This is a genomic window from Gordonia sp. ALPHA1B1 (assembly GCF_005502615.1).
GTDB lineage: Bacteria > Actinomycetota > Actinomycetes > Mycobacteriales > Mycobacteriaceae > Gordonia > Gordonia hongkongensis.
Genome location: NZ_SCOC01000015.1, coordinates 1 through 24,724, shown reverse-complemented (window position 1 = coordinate 24,724; position 24,724 = coordinate 1). Strand labels below are relative to the sequence as shown.

Below are 24,724 nucleotides of genomic sequence, written 5' to 3'. Positions count from 1 at the left end.
GCGCGGCGCAGCAGTTGCCGGGCGCCTGCCGGACACTTGCGAGGGAGCGCCGTATGACCGAGCCGGATCCGAACGCCACGCCGTCCGCCGGTGAGTCGAACCAAGACGAGCAGGCGCTGTTCCCGATTGCCGCACCGGAAGAGTCCGCCTCCGTACCCGACGCGCCGGTAGCGAAGAAGGCCTCGCCGGAGACGGCGGCCGCCGAATCCGGCGGCGACAAGCTCCCGCCGAAGAAGGCGGCGAAGAAGAGCCCCGCGAAAAAGGCGCCGGCCAAGAAGAGCCCCGCGAAAAAGGCCGCCGGGGCCGCACCGGCGAAGAAGTCGGCAGCCAAGAAGGCACCTGCCAAGAAGGCGCCGCCGAAGTCGGCGCCGCCCGCCCCGGAGCCAGTGGATCCGCCGACTCCGACCCCGGAACCCGAAGCGCCTCAGGTGTCGTCGGCCACGACCCCGGCGTCGCCCCCCGAGCCGCCGGTGACGCACTCCCCGAAGCCGGCCCCGACCGCGTCCTCGGCCCCCGCGCCCGCCGATCCCACGCCCGCGCACCCGCCGGTCGATGTGGTCGCCGAATCAGACGCCGCCCGTGCGACTTTCGCGCAGTTGCGATCGGGTTCGCCCACCGAACCCCCGACCACCAATCTCACGCCCGCGTATGCCGGGCTCGCAGCTGTGGTCGCGCTGATCGTCTTCGTCGTGTTACGCCGAGTCCTGCGCTGACGGTCCCGCCGCCGACGGGGCGGTGGTCGACCCGTTCGCCGGGGCGAGATCGCCGACCCGGTCGAGAACCGCGGCGACAACGTCGTCGGCGTGCGCTTCGGGCAGCCAATGGTCGGCACCGCGCAACGCGATGAACTCGTACTTCGCGTCGACCCACCCCGAACACAGGCGGGCCGCCTCCTCGCCGATCGCCGGGTCCGCGTCGCCCCACACGAACGTGGTCGGGACGCGGACCCGCCGGGGCGCGGATCGCTTGTCGGGGAGCGGCATCGCGCGATACCAACCCAGCGCGCCGGGAAGGGCGCCGTAGTCACCGATCTCACGGGCGATCCGCGACGCGAACGGTTGCGGAAGTCCCATCCGCTCCCCGAAGTCCGGTTGTGTTCGCATCGCCCAGCCGAGGAACTTCTCGGGCAGGACCGGAATCTGGAAGGCGGCCATGTACCAGGACCGGAAGATCTGTCCGTGGCGCATCGAGCGCAGGAACGCCCCTGGGTGCGGAACAGACAGGGCGGTCAGCGTTTTCACCCGCTCGGGATGGTGCGCGGCGACCGCCCACCCGACGAGTGCGCCCCAGTCGTGGCCGACGACGTGGGCTCGTTCGAGGCCTGCGGCGTCGAGCAGGGCGAGCACGTCCGCGGTCAGTTCGCTCTGCACGTAGTCCCGTCGGCGTGCGGGGCGAGCACCGGGCGAGTACCCACGCTGGTCCGGTGCGAGGGTCCTGAACCCGTTGTCGTGCAAGATTTCCGCGACCAGTTCCCAGCACGAGGCCCGCTGGGGGAACCCGTGCAACAGCACGATCGGTTCACCGTCGATCGGACCTTCGTCGGTGACGTCGAAGGTGTGGGGTCCGCGGTCGAACCGGGTGATGCGCGTCGTCATCGATGACCTTTCTGTGTCCGATTCACACCATGGCGATCACGCGCGCCGGACCGCCGGTACCACCGGCGAACTTCGGTGCGCCGACGATCACGGTCGATTGCGTGTCCGACGGCCAAGTTGTCGCACATTGCTCAGCCGTCCCAGCGCACCCGCAGGATGCGGTCTGCGCCTTCGCCGTCGCTGGTTGTCAGGATCAGCGAGCCGTCGGGCGCAACGGTCACCCCGCGCAGGCGACCATGCTCGTCCTTCAGGGCCTCGGTTCGCGACACCACGTGGCGTCCGTCGTCAGAGAGCTTAAGGAACACCAGTCGTTTGCCCTTGAGCGCCGTCAGCACGACGCCGCCGTTGTATGCGCCCCAACCGGTTTCGGGCAGGAATGCGATTCCGGGCAGAGCGATCGTCTCGTTGCCCGAACTCCAGACCGGACCGATCGCGCCGGGGACCCGTACCGGATCGGTCATCGGCACCGATTCGTCGTAGATGATCGGTGTGCGATCGGGCTTATAACCGTAGTTGCCCCCGGCGACGATGCGGTTCAGCTCGTCGTCGCGGCTCGTGCCCTGCTCGATGGCGTACACGCGACCCGTGCCGGGCTGGACCGCCACGCCCTGTACGTTGCGATGCCCGAGGCTGTAGATCGGGCTGCGCGGGTTCGGGTTTCCCGGAGCGGGCGTACCGTCGAATTTGATGTGTAAAACTTTGCCGCCCAGCGACTTCCGGTCCTGGGCAACGGATGGTGTGCCTGTGTCGCCGGTACCGACCCAGAGGCTGTCGGCGGTAGCGGATAGGCCGCATCCGGCACGACTGCCGGAGGACGTCACGGGGATTCCACCGAGGACCGTCCGTTCACGGATCATCTGCGTCCAGTCCGCACTCACCCGCCACGACACCACCTTGATGGTCTGACCAGTCTGTGGGGCCGGAAGAGGTGCGCCGCCAAGAGGTTCCGGCACGACAAAGGCGCCGGGCACCGTGTACTCCGCTTGACACGAATACACACGCCGGTTGTCCGAGAACCGTTGGTCGATGGCGAGCCCCATGAGGCCCGCCTCGTGGACCGCGAAGATCTTCGACAGATCTGCTCTGACGTTCACACGTTTTCCACCGGGGCGCACCGCAACAAACCGCCCCGCGCGCTCACCGGAAAGCACGGTGCCGTCGGGTGCAACAACTACACCCCAGGGGATGGTCATCCCGCCAGTCACAGCAGTGACCTGCAGCGGCACTCGAGCATGAGCCGCCGGGCCGGCGATGAACAACCCAGCCACGACGGCCGCGGACGCGGTCATCGTCGCAAGCCCACGGGCCGGTGATCGGACGGATTTTCTGCGTCCATGACGTGTTCGGGTCACGAGGCCTACCGTAACCACGCTCACACCGACGGGGCAGGACATCGGGCGTCTCGATCAGCGAAATCGTGCTCCCGAGGCACGCCAGATGGAGACGTCGCGGCCCGACCGGAGCGACCGGGTGGTGGCGACGCCGTCCGAGGTGAGGAATTTGCGTCCCTGTGAGCGAGGTCGAAGGGCGATCTGCCCTTCCCACACCCTGAGGTGGACGGAGATTCGTCCTACTCGACGCCCGTCGAGGGAACGAGTCATCCCGCTCCCGAACGAAGCAGAGTGTGAACTCTTTTACCGCCCCGGCAGGTACTTCAACGCGCGGACGGCGGTCGGCGTGATGGCGCGGTAGATGCTCGTCGGGACCACCGGCATGCGATCGATGCCGATGAAACGCTGCTCGGCGATGGTCTGCGGCTCGGTGTACTTCAGGAGGCCCTCGTCACCGTGGCGGCGTCCCATGCCGGAGATGCCCATGCCGCCCATCGGGGCCGCCGTCGACGCCCATGCGGCGGCGTAACCCTCGTTGATGTTCACCGTCCCGGCGCGCAGTTGTTCGGCGACCTGCTGCGCCTCGGCGCTGCTACCGGCGAAGACGCTGGCGTTGAGACCGTAGTCGGTGTCGTTGGCGAGCTTGATCGCCTCGTCGGTGGAGTCCACCGGGTAGATCGAGACGACCGGTCCGAAGGTCTCGTTCGCGAAACACACCATGTCGTCGGTGACGTCGGTGAGGACCGTCGGCTCGAAGAAGAAGGGGCCCAGGTCCGCGCGACGCTTGCCGCCGGCGAGCACCTTCGCGCCCTTGGCGACCGCGTCCTCGACGTGTGCTTCGGCGGTGTCGATCTGCGCGGCCGAGGCCAGCGAACCCATGTCGGCGCTGAAATCGTAGGAGGCCGACAGCTTCATCGTGGAGACATACGCAGCGAACCGCTCGGCGAAGTCGTCGGCGATCTTCTTGTCGACGTAGATCCGTTCGATCGAGATGCACAGCTGCCCGGAGTTGGAGTACGACGCGCGCGCCGCGCCGCGCACGGCGTTGGCGATGTCGGCGCTCGCGGTGACGACCATCGGGTTCTTGCCGCCGAGTTCGGCCGAGAAGCCGATGAGCCGACGCCCGGCCTGTTCGGCGAGGGTGGCCCCGGTCTCCGAGGAGCCGGTGAACATCACGTAGTCGGTGCTGGCCATGATTGCTTGCCCGACAACGCTTCCCGGTCCGGGCACCACGGCGTACAGCTCACGCGGCAGACCCGCCTCATACAGCAACTCGGCCAGGGCCAGCGCGCAGTACGGCGTCTGGCTGTCGGGTTTGATCACGACGCCGTTGCCGGCGATCAGGGCGGCCACCGCATCGGACACGGCCAGTGTCAGCGGGTAGTTCCACGGGCTGATGATGCCGACCACACCCTTGGGCAGGTACCGCACGCGCACGCTGGTCGCGCCCGGCAGCATGCCCTTGACCTTGCGATCGGCCAGCAGCTTGGGCCCGTTCGTCGCGTAGTGCCGCGCGGTGATCGAGACGTCGATGACCTCTTCTTGCGCGTAGATGCGCGCCTTGCCGGTCTCGGCCTGCGCGATGTCCATCAGCGACGCCGCGTTGCGGTGGACCAGGTCGGAGAAGCGGTCGATGATCGCGGCGCGGTCGGCCGGCGTGCGGGCCGCCCATCCCTCCTGCGCCTGGCGGGCCCGAGCGACCGCCACCTCGAGATCGTCGGCGGTGGCGACCGGGATGGTCGCCATCTCCGTCCCGCTGAACGCCTCGAGGACGGGGCGCGTGGGACGACTCGCGGCGTCGTCGATGGCGACGAGCGCACCCAGGCGAGCGAAATAGTCGGCGGTGGGCTTCGGCATGGCGGTGCTCCTCAGCGCTGTGCGGGTGTCCGGTCTTCGATGTGGATCGTGGTCTGCGGTCGGGGCTCTACTGGTTGTCTCCAGCGGCGACGAGCACGATGCCGTCGTCGTCGGAGTAGACGATGTCGCCGGGGGTGAAGGTCTCGCCGCCGATGGTCAGCGGGACGTCGCGTTCACCGGCGCCGGTCTTGGTCGACTTGCGCGGGTTGGTACCCAGGGCCTTGACCCCGATCGCCATCCCGCCGATGGTCTTGGCGTCGCGGATGGCGCCGTTGACGATGATCCCCACCCAGCCGTTGGAGCGGCCGAGCTCGGCGATGAGGTCTCCGACCAGTGCGGTGTGGACCGACGCGTCGCCGTCGACGACGAGCACCCCGCCGGGGTTGGATTCACCCAGAACCGACTTCAGCAGGGCGTTGTCCTGGAAGCACTTGACCGTCGACACCCGTCCGACGAACTCCCGGTTTCCGCCGAACTGCGTGAACTGGGTGTCGCAGCTTCGGACGTCGGCGCCGATGTCGTCGACGAGGTCGGCCGTCGGGGTGAAGGTCAGCTCGCTCATGCCGAACAGTTTAGGTGTAACCGCAAGTAGCTGGTTACTCGCGGGTAGGGATGGGCCGCACCCCGCCGATGATCTCGGCGACGTCGTCCGGGCGCTCCGACACGAGGAAGTGCCGCGCCCTCGGGAGTACCGCGATCTCGCGGGCACCGAGCACGTCGGCGTACCGTCGCTGCTTCCATTCCCAGAAGTGGCGCCACCCCGGGAGCCTGGACGACGCCACGACGACGATCACCGGGACGTCCGGCATCGGCTCGGACCGTCGCAGACTCCGCAACGTCTGGTTCATCGATCCGAAGGCGGCGTTCTCGACGAGAAGGGCCAGGAGGTAGGGCGGCTGCCCGAAGACGCGCGTACTCCATCGGCGCTGCTGCTCGCCTCGACCCTCCGGTGGCGCGGGCACGACGCGGCTCCACACCTGGAAACTGGGCCAGCGACGAATCCCGACGCGGCTCGTCACCGCGCGCGCCGCACCGACCACCCGATGGGCGTTGCCCACCCGGAACGACAGCGGAACGATCCGCCACGGCACCAGGACGAACGATCCGTCGAGGATGACGACGCCCGCGGTCCGCTCGGGATATCGGCGTGCGAACGCCTCCACATACAGCGACGCCAGCGAATGCCCCACGACGACAACCGGTTCGGTGATACCCCGAGCGTCGAGCACCGCGGCCATCCGCTCCACCTCGCCCAGCAGCGACGGATGGTGACGCCGACCGATGGGATCGGACAGCCCGTAACCCGGGCGGTCGTACCGCACGACCCGCCACGACGAGACGAGCCGCGCGACAAGCGGATCGAGGTCGAACCAGTTGCTCCCGAGCGCCGCCATGAGCAGCAGCGGCGGACCCGCCCCCTCGTCGAGCACGTGGAGCCGATGCTCCCCGACCGTCACGAACTCACCGGGTGAATCCAGACCCGCGTCGGGTGTCGTCTCGTGCACCCGTCCAGTGTGCCCGCGCGGATGGCGCGGCGTCGCCGGACGGCACGACGCGCTCACCGCCGATCCGTCAGCGGTCGTCCTGCGCGTCCAGGCAGCTCCGCAGCCGTCTCAGGCCGTCCCGGATACGGGATTTCGTGGTGGGCAGGGGCGTGTCGGTGCGCGCCGCCACCTCGGGATAGGTGAGTCCTCCGAAGTACGACATCTCGAGGCTTCCTCGTTGCAGTTCCGTGAGATGTCCGAGGCAGGTGTGCACTGCGCTCACCTCCACCGACCGCAGCACCGCTTCGAGCGGAAGATCCTGCGTCATCTCGGGTTCGGCGGCCCGGACGCCGTACTCCGACAACCGCTCGGTCTGCATGTCCTCGGTACGGACCCGGTCGACGGCGCGCCGGTGCGCGATCGTCATCATCCACGTGATCACCGATCCGCGGGTCGGGTCGTAGTCGGCGGCCCGCTGCCAGTACTGCAGGTATGCCTCCTGGACGATCTCCTCGGCGTAGTGCCGATCACGCACCACCCGGACGGCCAAACCGTAGATCCGCGAACTGGTCAGGTCGTAGAAGCGCGTGAATGCCGCTCGGTCCCCTGCGGCCACCAGAGCCAGCAGGTCGCGCAGGACCTGCGATTCTCCCCCGCCCCCATCATCCGCATTCGCGGTGGCGTCGCTCTCCCTCGGCGCCACGGGTTCAGGTGCTGCCGGGTCGAGGACGAGGCACGGGAAAACTCAGCGGCTGTCTGAGAGTCGCCGCGAACCAGTTGAGGGTCGGGTGCATGTCAGCGACGGCCCGCCCGACGGTCCTGGTGTACGAACTCTTCGACAACCATTCCGGTACCTCTCGTCAGACGTCGGGGGTCGATGAGTAGGTCGTTGGACCCTAGCGCGTCGTTACACATTGTGTTCCGTTGTAGCCCGTTGGGAGGACAGCAGGCCCTCCGCGGGGCCAGGACCATTCAACGACGGCGGAGTGGTACCCAAAACCTCTCCTCGGTGAACTACACATGACTTCCGCTTGCCCCGAAACGGCGCGGGCACCCGGCCGTCGGGGTAGTAATACGCGGTGGCCACCTTCCGCCAGCCGGGGCCGGCGCCGGCCGAGATGGTGCGTACGGGTGCGCTCGCCGTGCGGGGCGCATTTCGACCGCGCCCACCGGATCGGCGACTCATCGACGCGATCGAGGACGCCGGCCTCCCCGACGGCGAGGTGACGGTCCGGGTGCGCGCCCTGCCCCAGGTCGCCCGACGGGTACCGCTCGCCGGCCTCGTCGAGGGAGCTCGTACCCTGCGTCGCGCGTCGTCGGCGATGACGACCTTCGTGGTCGAGCACCCCGAGGCCACGTTTTTGGTCGATCCCGGCTTCTGCCGCGACGCCCATCACCGCGTCCTGCCCGAATTGCCGACGATCTTGCGCCCGCTGATCACCCCGCCGCGGTCGACGGTCAGCACCGCCGACGGTCTCGAGCTGCGGCCGCTGCACCGCTCCCCCGACTTCGCCCTGCCGACGCACGCTCACTGGGATCACGTGTGCGGCCTGCTGGACCTGCCCGGCCTGCCGGTGTGGCTACCTCGGCCCGAACGCGAATGGATACTGGCGGGCACGCGACCACCGGTCGGCGGGGTGCGGGCGGCTCTGACCGACGGCCGACCGATCCTCGACTACGAACTCGACGGCCCGCCCGTGTCCACATTCGTCGCGAGCCACGACCTGTTCGGCGACGGCTCCGTGGTCGTCGTCGACCTCGGCGGGCACACCCCCGGGAGCGTCGGCGTCCTGGCCCGCACGTGCTCCGGCCCGGTCCTGCTCGCCGGCGATGCGGCCTGGCACTTCGAGCAGGTGGCGCGCCTGCGCCAGAAGCCGAGCATCCCGGGCGAATTCGTCGACGACGACCGCGACGCGGCGTTCGCGACGCTGCACCGCCTCCACCTGGCCCGCCACACCGTGCGCGTGATCCCCACCCACGACCATGACGCCGTCGGAGCACTCTGCGGCTGAGGTGAACTGGGGGCCGGGCTCACACGTGAAGAAGTCACACGCATGGACCTGTCCCGTGCGACACCTCAACTGCCACCTCGGGTCAGGAGGGTTTCGGCGAGCGGTGGCCGGATCAGAATCAGAGGCCCTGATTCGAATCCCCGCCTCGATTGTCCCCGCCGCCTCCGTTGTCCCCGCCGGTTTCGCAGACGGCCGCGACATCTCGGGGCGTGTTCCCGGGAGTGCGGTAGGTCTGGACGGCCCACGCGACCTTCTTTTTCGTCACCGGAGACAGCACCTCGGTCCGCCGGATGCCGACCGCGAAACACCCACCGGTCATTACGAGTTTCTGGAGTTCCCCTCCATCGAGCCACCTGCCGATCCCGCTGTACGGCAGATCCGTTCCGGCAAGAGCCGGCACGATCCCGGTACGCGCGATGTCACGCGTCTGCGCCGCATTGAAGAGCGTATTGAACTCCATACGGACACCGATGTTGGGCCAGAACCAGTTCTGATAAATCGTCGGGAACGAGCTGAAACCCGCTCCCGCAGGGGTACTCAGGCCGTGACCCTCGCCAATGGGTGCCGCCCCGGCCACACCGCCGTAGAGTCCCACACCCGACCCCGTCAGCATCACGGCCGACGCGGCGATCGAAACGACAACTCTCCGCGCACTTTTCATCTCTCTGAGCCTCCAGGTCAGCTATTCATGAGACAAGTTGCGCTGCACAGCGTCTTCAGCGTCGCACAGATTGAGGATGGTGTACATCACGCTTAGGAACGCTCATCACACAGGAGCCCAAGGCGCCAAGGCGCCTCAGGCGTCCTGCGGTTTCGCCAGCGGGAACGCGAGCGACTCGCGGATCGACTGTCCGGTGATGAGCATGACCACCCGGTCGACACCGACCCCCAGACCTCCGGTCGGCGGCATCGCGTATTCCAGTGCCTGCAGGAAGTCCTCGTCGAGTTCCATGGCCTCGGGATCACCGTCGGCAGCCAGGATCGACTGTTCGGTGAGGCGTGCCCGCTGCTCCACCGGATCGGTGAGTTCGGTGTAAGCCGTACCGAGTTCGACGCCCCAGGCGACGAGGTCCCACCGCTCGGCGACGCCCGGCTTGCTCCGGTGTGCGCGCGTGAGGGGCGACGTCGACGTCGGGAAGTCGGTGTAGAAGGTCGGGAAGGTGGTGCGATCCTCGCCGAGGTGCTCGTACAGTTCCAGGACGATCTGCCCGGCGTCCCAGTCGGGCCGGTGATTGATTTCCAGGCGGTCACACACCGCGCGCAACTCCTCGACGGAGGTCTCCGGCGTGATCTCCTGCTCCGCGCCCTCCGAGACCACCTGATGAACGGTCTTGACCGGCCACTCCCCGGAGATGTCGACGCGCTCTTCGTTTCCGTCGGCATCGGTGCGCACGATGACCGGTTCCCCGTAGGCCGCCGTCGCCGCGTACTGGATCATCTCGCGCGTCAGGTCGAGCATCTTGAGGTAATCACTGTGCGCCTCATAGGCTTCCAGACTCGTGAACTCGGGGTTGTGGCTGAAGTCGACACCCTCGTTGCGGAAGTTGCGGCCGATCTCGAAGACCTTCTCGACACCTCCGACACACAGTCGCTTGAGGTAGAGCTCCGGGGCGATCCGCAGATACAGGTCGAGGTTGTAGGCGTTGATGTGCGTCTGGAACGGGGTGGCGTTCGCGCCGCCGTGGATCTGCTGCAGGATCGGTGTCTCGACCTCGAGAAAGCCACGAGCGCCGAGGAAGTCACGCAACGACTTCACCACGAGACTGCGGGTCGCCAGCGACTTGCGCGTCTGCTCGTTGATGGCGAGGTCGACATAGCGCTGCCGGACACGCGCTTCCGGATCGGTGAGACCGGCCCACTTGTCGGGCAGCGGGCGCAGGCATTTGCCGTTGATCCGCCAGGCATCGATCAGGATCGACAGCTCGCCCTTACGACTCGTGCCGACGACGCCGCGGGCCTGGATCAGATCCCCGAGGTCGACGTCGGTACCGAAATCGGGTGTGCCCGGGATGATCCGGGAATCCTCGACCAGCACCTGCACCTCGCCGGACCAGTCGTGGACGTCGGCGAACACCACCTTGCCGAAGTCCCGAAGTCGCGTCACGCGCCCGGCGACGGTGACGACGGTTCCCTCGGGCTCGGCCTTGGCCGCCGCGATCGTATGAGTGGGTTGATCGGCCGGCGGGTACGGATCGAAGCCGCGCTCGACGAGCCGGTCCATCTTCTCGAGTCGGACGCGCACCTGTTCCGGCCGGTGGACGACCGCACCCTCGGGTGTGGCTGCCTCGGCGTCGAGCTCGGCGATGAGCGCGGGCGCGTTGACACCGGGCGGGATCGACGGCGGCCCCTGCGTGTAGTGCTTGGCCCGTCCGAAGCGCGGCAACGTGATGAAACCCTCGGTCACGATCGCGGCGAGGCCCACCCGGGGCAGGATCCGGCTGTCCTCGAAGCACAGGTAGCGCGACTGCCAGTCCGGCAGATACTTCGCATTCGACTTGTACAGCGACTCCATCTGGAAGAACCGCGAGCCGAACATGAGGATCGAGTAGCCCATCCGCATCACGGGCCCGGCCCCAATCTGGGGACCCTGCTCGAAGAACGCCCGGAACGCGGCGAAGTTCAGCGAGACCTCGGTGATACCCAATTGCTCGGAGTTGCGGCACAATTCGGCGACCATGGTCTCCACGACGCCGTTGGGCCCGTGCCGGTCACGACGCATCAGGTCGAGCGAGACACCACGACGCCCCCACGGCACGAAGGACAGCATGCCGACGACCCGCTCGTCGGGGGTGCCCTCGTCCATCACGGCCTCGACCAGGAGGCAGTCGCCGTCCGCGGGATCGCCGATGCGCGAGAGCGCCATCGCGAAGCCGCGTTCCTCGTCGGTGTCGCGCCAGTCGTCGGCGCGCGCGACGATCTTCGCCATCTCGGTGTCGCCGATCTCGTTGTGCCGTCGGATACGGACACCGACCCCGGCACGACGGGTCCGGGTCACGGCCTGGCGCACCGCCTTCATGGCCGGCCCACTGAGACTGAACTCGCGCGTGTGCAGGATGGCCTCGTCGCCGATGTTGAGCGAGACGAAACCGGCGGCGTCGAAGGCGGCCGCGCCGCGCGGGCTCGACCCCATTGACGCCGGGTGCCACCCGTACTTCTCGCACAGGGTGAGGAATTCGGCGATGGCATCCGGCCACGACTCCGGATCGCCGATCGGGTCACCGCCCGCCAGTCCGACGCCTACCTCCACCCGGTAGGTGATCGCTGCCCGACCATCGGGCGAGAACACGACGGCCTTGTCGCGGCGGGTCGAGAAGTACGCCAGCGAATCGTCGTCGTTGAACCGCGTGATCAGCGCCCGGATGAGGGCCTCGTCCTCGGCGGTGATGAGCCAGCGCAGCCGTTGCGACCGGAACAGCACGACGGCCGCGGCGATCAGCGCCAGGGCGCCGAACAGTCCCAGCAGGCCGTTGACGAACAGGTGGGTGTGCCGACCGTCGAACGAGGCATCCTGGTCGATGGCGCCGAACGCCACGACCCGGTTGAACGCGTACGGCAACCGGTCGCCTCGGGTCAGCGTGTGCGGGAACGCCCACACCAAGGCCCAGCCCAGCAGGGTCGCGATCGCCAGTCCGGCGATCAGGGTGCCGAACGCCGCCAGGACGGCGCCTTTGCGGACCCGTGTGTAGAACTGACGGTACGTCGACAGCAGGAACATCAGGGCAAGCGCGTCGATGAACAGTCCGAGGTAGATGTTCGTGCGGTCCCACCGCGTCACGCCCAGGTCGTCGGCCAGCGACGGCACGAGATAGAACGCGTTGGTCGCCATGAACAGGATCAGGTAGATGACGCTGATCCACCAGGCGATCCGCTTGCGGGCCGAGAGCGCGACGGCGATGAGGGCGAGCACGAACGCCCAGGCGAAGCTGGTGTCGGGGAGGGTGATGATGTAGTCGTCGACGTAGCGGCGGGGGTCGTGGATCAGATGCCGGATCGCCGGGAAGAGGCTGGACAGCAACGCGATTGCCGCCAGGACACCGACGATCGTGCCGGCGATGTGCGGGGCTCGGGACCCGAACCCGGAGGGCCGTCGGATCTTGTCGAGCAGCGCGTGGGACCTGCGGTCGGCCGCGGTGGGCGTCCGCGGTCCCACGTCGCGGTGCTCGCCGGGATTCTCGGGGTCGACCGGCGCGAGGGGGGTGTCGGTGGCCATGCGTAAAAGGTAGTCGGGATGAGAGGTATGTCCCGGCACTCCACGCGGATGGGCCCCGTCCGGCACAGATCGTCTTGCGTCCCCGACGGCCGAGGTGGCCCGGCGGGCGGTGGACCGGCATGATCGAAGCCGTGTACGACGTGACGATCCGGGACGACTCCATCCGACTCGGCCAATTCCTCAAACTCGCCAACCTGATCGAGTCAGGGGCCGAGGCCAAGGAGGTGATCGCCGACGGTCTGGTCACCGTGAACGACGAGGTGGAGACCAGGCGCGGCCGTCAGCTGACGATCGGCGATGTGGTGTCGGTCGGCGGGATGAGCGTGCGTGTCGTCACCGAAGGCGACGTGCCACCTGCCCCCTGATCCGAAGAAGCGTCCCCCATTGCTCCCTGAGGAGCGATAGCGACGACCTCCTGCTCCCTGAGGTGCGAGCGAAGCGAGCCTCGAAGGGCGCTAGGACCGGACGCCGAACCGTCTGAGCTCGGCGGGTGTGATGAGTCGTTCCGCTTCGGCGGGGAACATCGTCGTGGAACCGCGGCGGCCTCCGAGTCGCCAGCCGGTCAGCGAGTTCAACAGAGAGCCCCGGCGGGGCGAGTGAAATGTGTCAGCCAACTTCATGACCAATCACTTCCTGATACTTCACATTCGTTACAACGGACTGGAACTTTGTTTTACTGTAGCGGCTGTTCCCGGTCGTGTCGCCGGACTTTCCAGTGGCTTTCGCCACGCCCCCGCGACTGCCGACACGTGTGAATCCCGCAGCTCCGGTTCCCGAAACGGCGAGTGCCGCACACGACGGCTAGATCGATCGTCGCACGAGAACTGTTACCTCGCGCGTAGCGACGCGCCCCTCACCTGCATGAATGACCCGGGCGGGCAGGCGACCACTCGCCCACCGCGGTTGCCGTCGAACGACCGAAGCCGCCGACCCGGGAATCGGGCCGGCGGCTTCGGTGTGATGGACGACGATGGCGGTCAGTGCGCCTCTCGGCAAACAGGCCGCTCGAAGCGGCAAAGGGTGGGACCCGGGGCATTGAGTCCGTCACCGTCGCGGGGTACAACCGCGCTTCCGCACGAGGTATTCCACGGGTCGTCCCACTCTTCCGGCCCGCTATCCCGCGGCACTGGCGCGGCGTCGGCGGACCCGCTTCACGACGAACCAGGCGACCATGAGGACCAGCACGGCGATCACGATGTTGCTCAGCACGCCACTCCACCGTTCGAGCGCGGGGGCGATGGCCGGACCGAAGCCGAAGCCGATCCCGATCCACAATGCGTTCCACACGCCGGAGCCGAGCGTCGTGTAGGCGGTGAAACGCCAGAACGGCATCTTCTCGATCCCGGCCGGGATGGAGACGAACGATCGGACGAGGGGCACGCACCGACCGAGGAGAACCGCCATTCCGCCCCAGCGGACGAAGTACTCCTCCGCCTTGTCGAAGTCGTCGTAGTCGAGCAGCGGCATCCGGCCGACGAGTCGCCGGGTGCGATCGCGGCCCAGAGCCGCGCCGATCCAGTACCAGAGCCAAGCCCCGACGAGCGAACCGATGGTCGCCGCGGCCCAGGCGAGCCAGACGTTCATACGGCCCTCGTAGGCGAGGAAGCCGGCGCCGGGAAGAACGGCTTCGGACGGAATGGGCGGCAGGAAGGTCTCGAGGAGGATCGCCACCCCGACACCCAGCTCGCCGAGCGTGTCCATGAGGTCGAGAATCCAGCCGATGAAACCGCTGTGACCTTGCGACGGGTCGGTCTGGGCGAGTATGGCGGCGAGCTGCGTTGGCAAGGAATGTGTCCGTCTGTCCGAGGGCGGGCGGCTGGTCCCCGGCTTCGGTGACCACTTCGGCCGCCACTCTAGTCGGACGTCCGATTCATCCGGTTCTCGTGCAGGTCAGCCGACCGGCGCCGTCAGGCGAGGCCGGCGAGGAACCGGTTGGCCCACTGCACCGCAGTCACGCCGGGACGGACCTCGAAGTCCCGGTAGGTGCCGTGCGACCCGGACTGGAGGAATTGGTTGAACGACCTGATCTGCTCGCGAGCGCGCGCGTCACCGAGCTCCTGCGCGATCTCGCCGGGGCCGCCGAGGGTGAGCAGTTCGGAGAAGATCGCGCCCGCCTCGGCCTGGTACTGCACGATCTGGCTCGGCGTCGGGTCGCTGGTCTCGGCGAGGTAGCCGACGATCCGCGTCACGTAGTAGTCGCGTGGCACGTTGCAGTAGACGTCGGTGGGTTCGCAGAGGGTGAACGCCCTGGGCAGGACCCACCCCATGCCGTCGAGGCGTGGTCCGCCACTTCCCTCACCCCTCAGGGCGGGGCCGATGAGATTGTCCCGCTTCGACCGTCGCGGGTCCGCGATCAGCACGACCCCCGCGACCTGACCCGGACGGATCGCGGCGCGACCGGTGCCGATCTCGGATGCGAGGTCACCGGCGGCGTCGGCGCCCTGGCTGTAGCCGACGAGCGCGATCCGGGTACCGGGGCATCGTCGGAGCATCTGAAGGGCGAGCCCCGTGGTGTTGGCAACCGCCTGTGCCTTGGACTTGCCGTAGATCGCCTTCTCCCACGGGAACGCCGTCGCGTCGTATCCGACGTACTGCACGCGGGTTTCCGGTCCGAGCCCGGCGGTGACCTCCCCCAGCACACCCGGGCTGGCGCCGTTGGACCAGGTCCCGGGGACCGCGAGCACGTAGATCTCCGGGCACCCCCGGGGCGCGGCAGTCGCCGTCGGGACGGCGAGCACACCGCCGGCCAGGATCGCACACAGCAGGGCGCATACGGTCGCGATGATCCGACGCATGGTCCGTTCCCTTCGTACCAGCCGAGGAGGCAGCTTTACCGCCGAGTCTAGGTCGGGCGTCCGGCGGGCGTGTTGCCGCCTGCGGAACTCCCGTGGAACGACGGATCTGCCTACGCAGAACTCCCGCCCACCCTGAGCGGGCGAGCGGGAGTCGAGTACTGCTGAGTGCGACGCGCGATCAGCGCTGCGCGACCTGCGTGGGCACGATCGGTGCGGGCAGGTCCGACGCCCCGGTGAGGAACGCGTCGGCGGCCGCAGCGGCCGAGCGCCCCTCGGCGATGGCCCACACGATGAGCGACTGTCCACGCCCGGCGTCGCCCGCGACGAAGACACCCGGCTGACCGACAGCGGCGAAGTTGCCGTCGCGCTTGACGTTTCCGCGGGGGTCGTACTCGACGCCCATCTTGTCGAGGAGGTCCTCACGCTCGGGACCGACGAAGCCCATGGCCAGCAGCACCAGGTCCGCCTCGAGCTCGAAGTCCGAACCCTCCACCTTCTCGAAACGGCCGTCGCGCATCTGGACCTCGTGGGCCTTCAGACCGGTGACCTTGCCGTCCTCACCGACGAACTGCTCGGTGTTGACCGAGAAGACGCGCTCGCCGCCCTCTTCGTGTGCGGACGACACCCGGTACATGAGCGGGTAGGTCGGCCACGGGGTCGACTCGGCACGCTCGATCGGCGGCTTCGGCATGATCTCGAACTGGTGGACGATCTCCGCGCCCTGGCGCAGCGAGGTGCCCAGGCAGTCGGCGCCGGTGTCGCCACCGCCGATGATGATGACCTTCTTGCCCTTGGCCGAGATCTGGCCCTCGACCTCGTCGCCGAGCTGCACCCGGTTGGCCTGCGGCAGGAACTCCATGGCCTGGTGGATGCCGTCGAGCTCACGCCCGGGGATCGGCAGATCGCGACCGATGGTCGAGCCGTTGGCGAGGATCACCGCGTCGAAGTCGGCACGCAACTGCTCGACGGTGACGTCGACACCCACGTTGACGCCGGTGCGGAAGACGGTGCCCTCGGCCTCCATCTGCGCGAGACGACGGTCGATGTGACGCTTCTCCATCTTGAACTCGGGGATGCCGTAGCGGAGCAGGCCACCGATGCGGTCGGCCCGTTCGAACAGCGTCACGTCGTGTCCGGCACGCGTGAGCTGCTGCGCCGCAGCGAGTCCCGCGGGCCCGGAGCCGACGACGGCCACCGACTTGCCGGTCTTCTCCGACGGCATGACCGGGGTCACCCAGCCGTTGTCGAAGGCGTTGTCGATGATCTCGACCTCGACCTGCTTGATGGTGACCGGCGGCTGATTGATCCCCAGCACGCACGACGCCTCACACGGAGCCGGGCACAGGCGGCCGGTGAACTCCGGGAAGTTGTTCGTCGCGTGCAGACGTTCGATGCCGTCGCGCCACTGGTCCTTGTAGACCAGGTCGTTCCACTCAGGAATCAGGTTCCCCAGCGGGCAGCCGTTGTGGCAGAACGGGATACCGCAGTCCATACAGCGGCTCGCCTGCGTCTTCAGATGGCCCTTGTCGAAGTCGGTGTAGACCTCTTTCCAGTCCAGCAGACGCAGTTCCACCGGGCGGCGGTCGGGCAGCTCCCGCTCGGGGTGCTTGAGGAATCCTCTGGGGTCAGCCACGTGCGGCCTCCATGATCGCTTCGTTCACGTCTCGCCCGGTCTTCTCCGCCTCGGAGATGGCCAGCAACACACGCTTGTAGTCGCGCGGCATGACCTTGGCGAACTTGGTCTGGGCGGTGTCCCAATCGCCGAGCAGTGCTGCCGCGACCGGGGATTCGGTCTCGGCGCGGTGCTCTTCGATGATCGTGGCGAGGAACTCGATGTCCTCCTCCTCGAGCGGCTCGAGGTCGACGAGCTCGGTGTTGAGGTTGTCGGCCAGCTTGCCCTCGGGGTCGAAGACGAACGCCATGCCGCCGGACATGCCCGCCGCGAAGTTGCGGCCGGTGTCGCCGAGGACGACGACGCGTCCACCCGTCATGTACTCACAGCCGTGGTCGCCCACACCCTCGACCACCGCGGTGACGCCCGAGTTGCGAACGCAGAAGCGCTCACCCACGATGCCGCGCAGGAAGATCTTGCCCGCGGTGGCACCGAAGCCGATCACGTTGCCGGCGATGATGTTGTGCTCGGCGACGAAGTCGTCCGGCGCGTTGCGTGCCGGACGGACCACGAGGCGACCGCCCGAGAGACCCTTGCCGACGAAGTCGTTGGCGTCGCCCTCGAGGCGCAGCGTGATGCCCTTGGGAACGAAGGCACCGAAGCTGTTGCCGGCCGATCCGGCGAAGTCGACGATGATCGTCCCGTCGGGAAGACCCTGTGCGCCATAGGCCTTGGTGACCTCATGGCCCAGCATGGTGCCGACGGTGCGGTTCACGTTGGTGATCTTCGAGGTGAAGGACACCCGCGTGCCGTGGTCGATGGCCTCGCGGCTCTGCGCGATGAGCTGCTGGTCGAGCGCCTTGTCCAGGCCGTGGTCCTGCACGCCGGAGCAGTACAGGTCCTGGTTCATGAACGGCGACTCGGGCATCGCCAGGATCGACGACAGGTCGAGCTTGCCCGCCTTCTCCGACTTCCAGTGCGCGAGCGCCTTGGTCGTGTCGAGCGCCTCGACGTGACCGACGGCCTCCTGCAGGGTGCGGAAGCCCAGGCGCGCCAGCAGTTCCCGGACCTCTTCGGCGATGTACAGGAAGAAGTTCTCGACGAACTCCGGCTTGCCCGCGAAACGCTCACGCAGCAGCGGGTTCTGGGTGGCGACACCCACCGGGCACGTGTCGAGGTGACACACCCGCATCATGATGCAACCCGCGACCACCAGCGGCGCGGTGGCGAAACCGAACTCCTCGCCACCCAGCAGGGCGGCGACCACGACGTCGCGACCGGTCTTGAGCTGGCCGTCGACCTGCACGACGATCCGGTCGCGGAGTCCGTTGAGCAGCAGGGTCTGCTGGGTCTCGGCCAGGCCGATTTCCCACGGCGCACCGGCGTGCTTGACCGAGGTCAACGGCGTTGCGCCGGTACCGCCGTCGTGCCCTGAGATGAGGACGACGTCGGCGTGCGCCTTCGAGACACCGGCCGCGACGGTGCCGACGCCCACCTCGGACACCAGCTTCACGTGGATGCGGGCCTGCGGGTTGGCGTTCTTCAGGTCGTGGATCAGCTGCGCGAGATCCTCGATCGAGTAGATGTCGTGGTGCGGGGGCGGCGAGATGAGGCCGACGCCCGGCGTCGAACCACGGACCTCGGCGACCCACGGGTACACCTTGTGCGGCGGCAGCTGCCCGCCCTCACCCGGCTTCGCACCCTGCGCCATCTTGATCTGGATGTCGGTGCAGTTCGACAGGTAGTGCGAGGTGACGCCGAAGCGGCCCGACGCGACCTGCTTGATCGCGCTGCGACGCCAGTCACCGTTCTCGTCGTGATGGAAGCGACGCGGATCCTCGCCGCCCTCACCGGAATTCGAGCGACCACCGAGCCGGTTCATGGCGATCGCGAGGGTCTCGTGCGCCTCCGCGGAGATCGAACCGAAGCTCATCGCGCCGGTCGAGAACCGCTTCACGATCTCGCGGGCCGGTTCGACCTTCTCGATCGGAATCGGGTCGCGGTCACCGAAATTGAAGTCGAACAGGCCGCGCAGCGACGCCATCTGTCGGGACTGGTCGTCCACCAGCTTCGTGTATTCCTTGAACACCTTGTACTGGCCGGTGCGCGTGGAGTGCTGGAGCTTGAAGACGGTGTCCGGGTTGAACAGGTGGTACTCGCCTTCGCGGCGCCACTGGTACTCGCCGCCGACCTCGAGCTCGCGGTGGGCGCGCTCGGACGGGCGATCGGAGAATGCCAGCGCGTGGCGGGTCGCGACGTCGGCGGCGATCTCGTCGAGACCGATGCCGTCGAGCTGGCTGTTGAGCCCGGTGAAGAACTCGTCGACGGTCTCCTGCGAGATACCGATGACCTGGAAGAGCTGTGCACCGGTGTACGAGGCGAGGGTCGAGATGCCCATCTTGCTCATCACCTTCAGCACGCCCTTGCCGGCGGCCTTGATGTAGTTCTTCTGCGCGGTGGCGAAGTCGAGGTTGCCGAGCACACCGCGCTCGGTCATGTCCTCGATCGATTCGAAGGCCATGTACGGATTCACCGCTGCCGCACCGAAACCGACGAGTGCGGCCACGTGGTGGACCTCGCGGCAGTCACCGGACTCGACGATGAGACCGGCCTGGGTGCGCTTGCGTTCCCGCACCAGGTGGTGGTGCACCGCAGCCGTCAGCAGCAGCGACGGGATGGGTGCGTAGGTCTCGTCCGACTCGCGGTCGGACAGGATCACCAGGTTCACGCCGTCGTCGATCGCGGCGCTGACCTTCGCACGCACCTCGTCGAGGGCCTTGCGCAGACCGGCGCCACCCTCGGCCACCGGGTAGAGGCCGTGGATGTGGACGCTGCGGAAACCGGGCAGCGCGTCGTTGGAGTTGATCTCCACCAGTTTCGCGAGCGTGTCGTTGTCGAGGACCGGCGACGGCAGCTCGATCTGACGGCACGACTCGGGGCCGGGGTGCAACAGGTCGGCCTCGGTGCCGATGGTGCCGCCGACGCTGGTCACGATCTCTTCGCGGATCGCATCGAGCGGCGGGTTGGTCACCTGGGCGAACAGCTGCTGGAAGTAGTCGAACAGCATGCGCGGACGCTTGGACAGCACCGCGATCGGGGTGTCGGTACCCATCGAGCCGAGTGCCTCGGCACCGGTCTTCGCCATCGGCGCGACCAGCAGGTCGAGTTCCTCACGGGTGTAGCCGAACACCTGCTGGCGCAACGCGACCCGGTCGTGCGGCATGTGCTGATGCGGCGGCGCCTCGATGTCGTCGACCGCGACCAGTCCCTGCTCGAGCCACTCACCGTAGGGGTGCTCGGCAGCGAGCTCGTCCTTGATCTCCTCGTCGTCGACGATGCGGCCGGCAGCGGTGTCCACCAGGAACATGCGGCCGGGCTGAAGACGCATCTTCTGCACGACGTCGGAGTGATCGATGTCGAGCACGCCGACCTCGGAGGCCATCACGACGAGCCCGTCCTTGGTGACCCAGATCCGACTGGGCCGCAGGCCGTTCCGGTCGAGCACGGCACCCACGACGGTGCCGTCGGTGAAGCACACCGACGCCGGTCCGTCCCAGGGCTCCATCAGTGCGGAGTGGTAGCGGTAGAAGTCCCGGTGCTCAGGCTTCATCGACTCGTGACGCTCCCAGGCCTCCGGGATCATCATGAGCACGGCGTGCGGGAGGGAGCGTCCACCGAGGTGGAGCAGCTCGAGCACCTCGTCGAACCGGGCGGTGTCCGACGCACCCGGGGTGCAGATCGGGAAGATCTTCGACGCCGCGTCGGCCCCGAAGGCCGCGGTGTCGATGAGCGCCTCGCGGGCCCGCATCCAGTTCTCGTTACCGGTGACGGTGTTGATCTCGCCGTTGTGGGCGACGCGGCGGAACGGATGCGCCAGCGGCCACGACGGGAAGGTGTTGGTGGAGAAGCGCGAATGCACCAGACCGAGCGCGCTCTCGACACGCGAGTCCTGCAGGTCGACGTAGAACTCCCGCAGCTGCGGGGTCGTCAGCATGCCCTTGTAGACGAAGGTGCGTCCGGACAGGCTCGGGAAGTAGACGGTCTCGCGGCCCGGGCCGTCGGCGCCGGCGCCCTTGTTGCCGAGCTCGTACTGCACCCGCTTGCGCACGACGTAGGCGCGGCGCTCGAGTTCCATCCCCTCGGCTCCGCCGACGAACACCTGCCGGAAGGTCGGCATGGCGTCGCGGGCAAGTGCTCCGAGCGAGTTCTCGTTGGTCGGCACCTCGCGCCAGCCGAGCAGGGTCAGACCCTCTGCCTCGATGACCTTCTCCACGCCCTCGCAGGCGAGGCGGGCGTCTTCCGAGCCCTGGGGCAGGAAGGCGATACCGGTCGCGTAGCTGCCCTCCGCGGGCAGCTCGAAGTCCACGGTCTCCCGCAGGAAACGGTCCGGGACCTGGATCATGATGCCCGCACCGTCGCCGGTGTTGGGCTCGGCACCCGCGGCGCCGCGGTGCTCGAGATTGACCAGGGCCATGATCGCCTTGTCGACGATGTCGCGACTGCGCCGCCCGTGCATGTCCACGACAAACGCCACGCCACACGAGTCGTGCTCGTTGCGTGGGTCGTAGAGACCCACCGGTCCCGGAGCCTGCTTCATAGTTCGCCTCACTTTGCGCGCGAGGAGTGCACGCACTACCCGTCGTCGATGTCTGGGGCCACACCCGGCCGTGTCGGGCCGCGGACCACGATGTCCCCGGCGTCGTCGTGCTCCACCCGCATCGGGGCTGACCTGGGCAGAGCCGACGATCACAGCGGCGGTGAGTCCCGGTCAGCGCCGTTGCTGACGGTCCCTTCGGGCCGCATCGTCGGGACCCGAACCACCCTGCTCATCGCAGCTACCGCGCGCAGCACACCAGAGCGCCCCCGGGCAGCCGTATGAGCATTGTGGGCCATTTTTCCACGCGAAGGGCCCACTCTCGAAATCCGGTTACCACAGAGACACCGCCGGTGCACGTCAGACGGAAATCCGGCGATTCGGGGTCCGCCCCGGAGACGGCCCGCGCGGGCCTTTCGGGAGCGTCGACGGTCGCGGTCCGATTGCGGCCGGGTCTCACCCTCACCGATCCCGCACCCGCACGGCATCGAGCCACTACCGTCAGGTGATGAGCGTCACCGTATCGGCCGATGAGCCCACCCCGGAGGCGGATCTCCTCGCGCATCCGTTCGGCCGCCTGGGCGTCGATCCGTACGGTTCGCGGCGTTCCCGTGCGGTCAACGCCTATCTGGCCCGGGTCACCTGGCCGATGATGACGGCGGCCGGGGTCAGCCACCCCCGCGTCACCGCGCAGATGATCCAGCGGACGCGCCCGGCACTGAACCGGACCATCGAGCGGATCAACCCGCCTCCGGCCAACACCCGGGTGGAGATCGTGCGTGAGAACTTCCGGGGTGGGCAGGTCCGTGGCGAGTGGGTGATCGGCCGGCAGGCGAGCGCTCCGGTCCCCGGTTCGCGAATTCTGTATTACATGCACGGGAGCGGGTACGTGGTGTGCTCGCCGCGAACGCACCGGGGCCTGGTCGGCCGGCTCGGCAACAAGACCGGGTTGCCCGCCTTCAGCCTGGACTACCGGCTCGCCCCCGAGCACGCCTGGCCGTGCGCGGGCAACGACGCCGTCCGCGGCTATCGCTGGCTGCTGTCCCAGGGGTACCGCGCCGAGGACATCGTGGTCGCGGGTGACTCCGCCGGCGGCCACCTGGCGCTCGACCTGCTCGCCGTCAACCACGCCACCGGGACCCCGCAACCGGGTTCGATGGTGCTGTTCTCGCCGCTCTACGACCCGACTTTCCAACTGGCCGTGCGTAATCAGCGCACCGGGGTGCGGGACCCGATCATCGACGCGATGTCCGCCCGCAAGATCCTGCGGCTCTACACCCGGACCGCCGATCCCGATCATCCACGGATGCGCGTCCGTCTCACCCCGGACATGACCCTGCCCAAGACGCTCATCCAATACGGGGCGCGCGAGGTGATGGGGGCCGACGCCCGGGCCACCCACGACGAGATAACCGGTGCCGGAGGGGTTTCGGTGATCCAGGCCTGGCCCGACCAGGGTCACGTCTTCCAGCTGATCCCCCGCCTGTCGGCCGAGGCGCGGTCGGCCATCGACATCGCTGCGCGGTTCATCGAGGTGACCGCGCCGGTTGCTACATGATCCGAAGGGCCCCTCGTACAGAATCAAATCCGAATAATTCGCACACTCACTCTTCCCTGAACCGAAGGAATCGCAAGAGCACTGGTCCCTGAGGTGCGAGGAGCGATAGCGACGAGCCACGAAGGGCCTGGTGAGATGCCTTGCGAGACCCTTCGCGGCTCGCTTCGCTCGCACCTCAGGGAACAGAGAATGAAGCTCGCTGCTCAGGAAGGAGGCACGAGTCTACGATCCCCGCTTCACCCCCCCGCCCCCTGAGGAGCGCCCGGAGCCTGCGGAGGGCGCGTCACGAAGGGTCCGCGAGCCATGCCCCGTGCAGCCCGGCGGGGACGCGGATCGGGAGTTCGACGGTGGCAACCGGCCCGGCCGTCGGCTCGTCGGCGGCGAGAAGGTAGAAATACGAACGCATGTCGGCGGGGTCGGTGCCGATCGCGCCCCAGTGATCGCGTTCGGCGCCCGGGATGTAGATCGGCTCGCCGATCGCGGTTCCGGGACTCCAGAAGGTCTCGGTGCCGGCGGAGAGATCGTGGAACCAGAGACTGTCGGTGGCATCGGTGTCGCGGGGTCCCTTCGCCACCGTTGCCACGCGATGGTGGTCCCGGGTGAGCAACCGGTCGTCGACTCGCGGGAACTCCATGTTGAAGGCGTTGTCGCTGATCGTGTTCCGGGTGATGGTGCCATCCGGGCGGATGATCGCGCGGGTGAGCGCCGACGTCGCCGGCCGGGGTTCGGCGGCGAAGCCACCCGGGTAGCTCCATTCCACGTAGTCGACGGTGACACCGTCGTCGGGGCCCGGACCGTCGAAGGCGTTGGCGAAGTGCCACACCCAGAACGGGTCGGTCTGGACCCAGCGCACCGGGCCGCCGTCGCGCGGGATGAGGGCGATGCGCGTGCCGTCGTCGGGTTGCCAGGACAGCAGCGAGCCACCGGTCATCGCGGCTTCGAGGTCGAAGATCAACGGGCACACGAAGAGTACGAGATACCGCGACGTGAGGGCCATGTCGTGGATCATGACCGACTTGTCCAGACCGTCGACCGGGTTGGGCCCGGTTGCCGCCGTCCCGTCCGGATTCACGATCGACCAGGTGAGATACGGCGCTTCGAGGCTGTAGTTGAACAACACCATCTCGCCGGTGGCCGGGTCGATCTTCGGGTGCGCGGTACTGCCGACCCGCATCGCGCCGTCGCAGTCGGTCTTGGCCAGCGTCGCCAGTGTCGACGGCTCGAGCAGGTACGGCTGGTCGGATTCGGCCATCGCCATCAACCGTCCGCCGTGGCGGACGATGTTGATGTCGGGCAGTTCGCGGTAGGTGCCGGCGAGTTCGTCCCCGACAACACTCGCGGGTGGCGTGTACCCGTCGGTGAGCCCGGACCAGAGTGCATGTCCGGCAGCCTCTTCCGCGATGACCATCGGGGTCCGGACGAAGCGGTTGGTGTACCCGACGCGACCGCCGTCGATGCTGATCCGGTGCACCATGCCGTCACCGTCGAGGGGATAGACGAACGATCCGATGGGATCGAAACGCGGATTGGGGCCGTTACGCAGGTAGCTGCCGCGCAGATCCGCGGGGATCTCGCCGCGGACGGGCAGGTCGGTGACATCGACCTCCTCCCGCTGCGGGGCGTACACACCGGTGAGGTGGGCGTGATGCGCGAGGTCGACGGGGGCGGGCGTGGGG

The 24,724-nt window shown here is 68.0% G+C and carries 17 protein-coding genes; 4 read left to right on the top strand and 13 right to left on the bottom strand.

Going from position 1 to position 24,724, the window contains the following annotated elements:
* The first annotated feature begins 53 nt into the window (after positions 1-53).
* Positions 54-713, top strand: a complete 660-nt coding sequence (locus tag FFS52_RS12165) for a hypothetical protein (protein ID WP_137809847.1) — start codon at positions 54-56, stop codon at positions 711-713.
* Here FFS52_RS12165 and FFS52_RS12160 read toward each other — a convergent pair.
* The 6 genes from FFS52_RS12160 to sigK all read right to left on the bottom strand — a co-directional run bounded on the left by FFS52_RS12160 (position 693) and on the right by sigK (position 6,970).
* The gene (locus tag FFS52_RS12160) at positions 693-1,595 is read right to left on the bottom strand and encodes an alpha/beta fold hydrolase (protein WP_137809846.1); all 903 of its coding nucleotides are present in this window, start codon (positions 1,593-1,595) and stop codon (positions 693-695) included. The two genes, FFS52_RS12165 and FFS52_RS12160, sit on opposite strands and share 21 nt — an antisense overlap.
* 131 nt (positions 1,596-1,726) lie before the next feature.
* Entirely contained in the window at positions 1,727-2,884 is a 1,158-nt protein-coding gene (locus FFS52_RS12150) for a PQQ-dependent sugar dehydrogenase (RefSeq protein WP_247450880.1), read from the bottom strand.
* A gap of 345 nt (positions 2,885-3,229) precedes the next feature.
* Positions 3,230-4,783, bottom strand: a complete 1,554-nt coding sequence (locus FFS52_RS12145) for a succinic semialdehyde dehydrogenase (protein WP_137809844.1) — start codon at positions 4,781-4,783, stop codon at positions 3,230-3,232.
* Positions 4,784-4,850: 67 nt separating this feature from the next.
* Positions 4,851-5,345: a ribonuclease E activity regulator RraA gene (gene rraA, locus FFS52_RS12140; RefSeq protein ID WP_078111901.1), complete on the bottom strand. Its 495-nt coding sequence runs from the start codon at positions 5,343-5,345 to the stop codon at positions 4,851-4,853.
* A 34-nt stretch (positions 5,346-5,379) separates the two neighbouring features.
* Positions 5,380-6,288, bottom strand: a complete 909-nt coding sequence (locus FFS52_RS12135) for an alpha/beta hydrolase (protein WP_137809843.1) — start codon at positions 6,286-6,288, stop codon at positions 5,380-5,382.
* A 67-nt stretch (positions 6,289-6,355) separates the two neighbouring features.
* Positions 6,356-6,970: an ECF RNA polymerase sigma factor SigK gene (sigK, locus tag FFS52_RS12130; protein WP_137809842.1), complete on the bottom strand. Its 615-nt coding sequence runs from the start codon at positions 6,968-6,970 to the stop codon at positions 6,356-6,358.
* Positions 6,971-7,346: 376 nt separating this feature from the next.
* Here sigK and FFS52_RS12125 point away from each other — a divergent pair, with 376 nt between their 5' ends.
* Positions 7,347-8,279 carry an MBL fold metallo-hydrolase gene (locus FFS52_RS12125; protein WP_249356575.1) on the top strand — a complete coding sequence of 311 codons (933 nt, stop codon included), beginning with the start codon at positions 7,347-7,349 and terminating at the stop codon, positions 8,277-8,279.
* 118 nt (positions 8,280-8,397) lie between these two features.
* Here the strand turns inward: FFS52_RS12125 and FFS52_RS12120 are convergent, their stop codons facing one another.
* Positions 8,398-8,856: a hypothetical protein gene (locus FFS52_RS12120; protein WP_137809841.1), complete on the bottom strand. Its 459-nt coding sequence runs from the start codon at positions 8,854-8,856 to the stop codon at positions 8,398-8,400.
* 219 nt (positions 8,857-9,075) lie between these two features.
* Positions 9,076-12,489: a bifunctional lysylphosphatidylglycerol synthetase/lysine--tRNA ligase LysX gene (lysX, locus tag FFS52_RS12115; protein ID WP_137809840.1), complete on the bottom strand. Its 3,414-nt coding sequence runs from the start codon at positions 12,487-12,489 to the stop codon at positions 9,076-9,078.
* A 119-nt stretch (positions 12,490-12,608) separates the two neighbouring features.
* On the opposite strand from lysX, the gene FFS52_RS12110 reads away from it, so the two are divergent.
* A complete protein-coding gene (locus tag FFS52_RS12110; protein ID WP_137809839.1) occupies positions 12,609-12,854 on the top strand; it encodes an RNA-binding S4 domain-containing protein in 246 nt (81 codons plus the stop codon).
* 748 nt (positions 12,855-13,602) lie between these two features.
* Here the strand turns inward: FFS52_RS12110 and FFS52_RS12105 are convergent.
* The 4 genes from FFS52_RS12105 to gltB all read right to left on the bottom strand — a co-directional run bounded on the left by FFS52_RS12105 (position 13,603) and on the right by gltB (position 21,493).
* Positions 13,603-14,274: a DedA family protein gene (locus FFS52_RS12105; protein ID WP_137809838.1), complete on the bottom strand. Its 672-nt coding sequence runs from the start codon at positions 14,272-14,274 to the stop codon at positions 13,603-13,605.
* Between the two features lie 122 nt (positions 14,275-14,396).
* Positions 14,397-15,284 (bottom strand): cutinase family protein, encoded by an 888-nt coding sequence (locus FFS52_RS12100; RefSeq protein WP_137809837.1) that lies wholly within the window; start codon positions 15,282-15,284, stop codon positions 14,397-14,399.
* 178 nt (positions 15,285-15,462) lie between these two features.
* A complete protein-coding gene (locus tag FFS52_RS12095) occupies positions 15,463-16,917 on the bottom strand; it encodes a glutamate synthase subunit beta (protein WP_137809836.1) in 1,455 nt (484 codons plus the stop codon).
* Positions 16,910-21,493 (bottom strand): glutamate synthase large subunit, encoded by a 4,584-nt coding sequence (gene gltB / locus FFS52_RS12090; RefSeq protein ID WP_137809835.1) that lies wholly within the window; start codon positions 21,491-21,493, stop codon positions 16,910-16,912. The genes FFS52_RS12095 and gltB overlap by 8 nt, the downstream gene beginning before the upstream one ends.
* A gap of 505 nt (positions 21,494-21,998) precedes the next feature.
* Between gltB and FFS52_RS12085 the strand changes: the two genes are divergently transcribed.
* Complete coding sequence (locus tag FFS52_RS12085) at positions 21,999-23,048, top strand: alpha/beta hydrolase (RefSeq protein ID WP_137809834.1); 1,050 nt, start codon at positions 21,999-22,001, stop codon at positions 23,046-23,048.
* Positions 23,049-23,331: 283 nt separating this feature from the next.
* Here the strand turns inward: FFS52_RS12085 and FFS52_RS12080 are convergent.
* Positions 23,332-24,724, bottom strand: a 1,393-nt coding sequence (locus FFS52_RS12080) for a carotenoid oxygenase family protein (RefSeq protein WP_212743752.1), incomplete at its 5' end; no start/stop codon positions are given.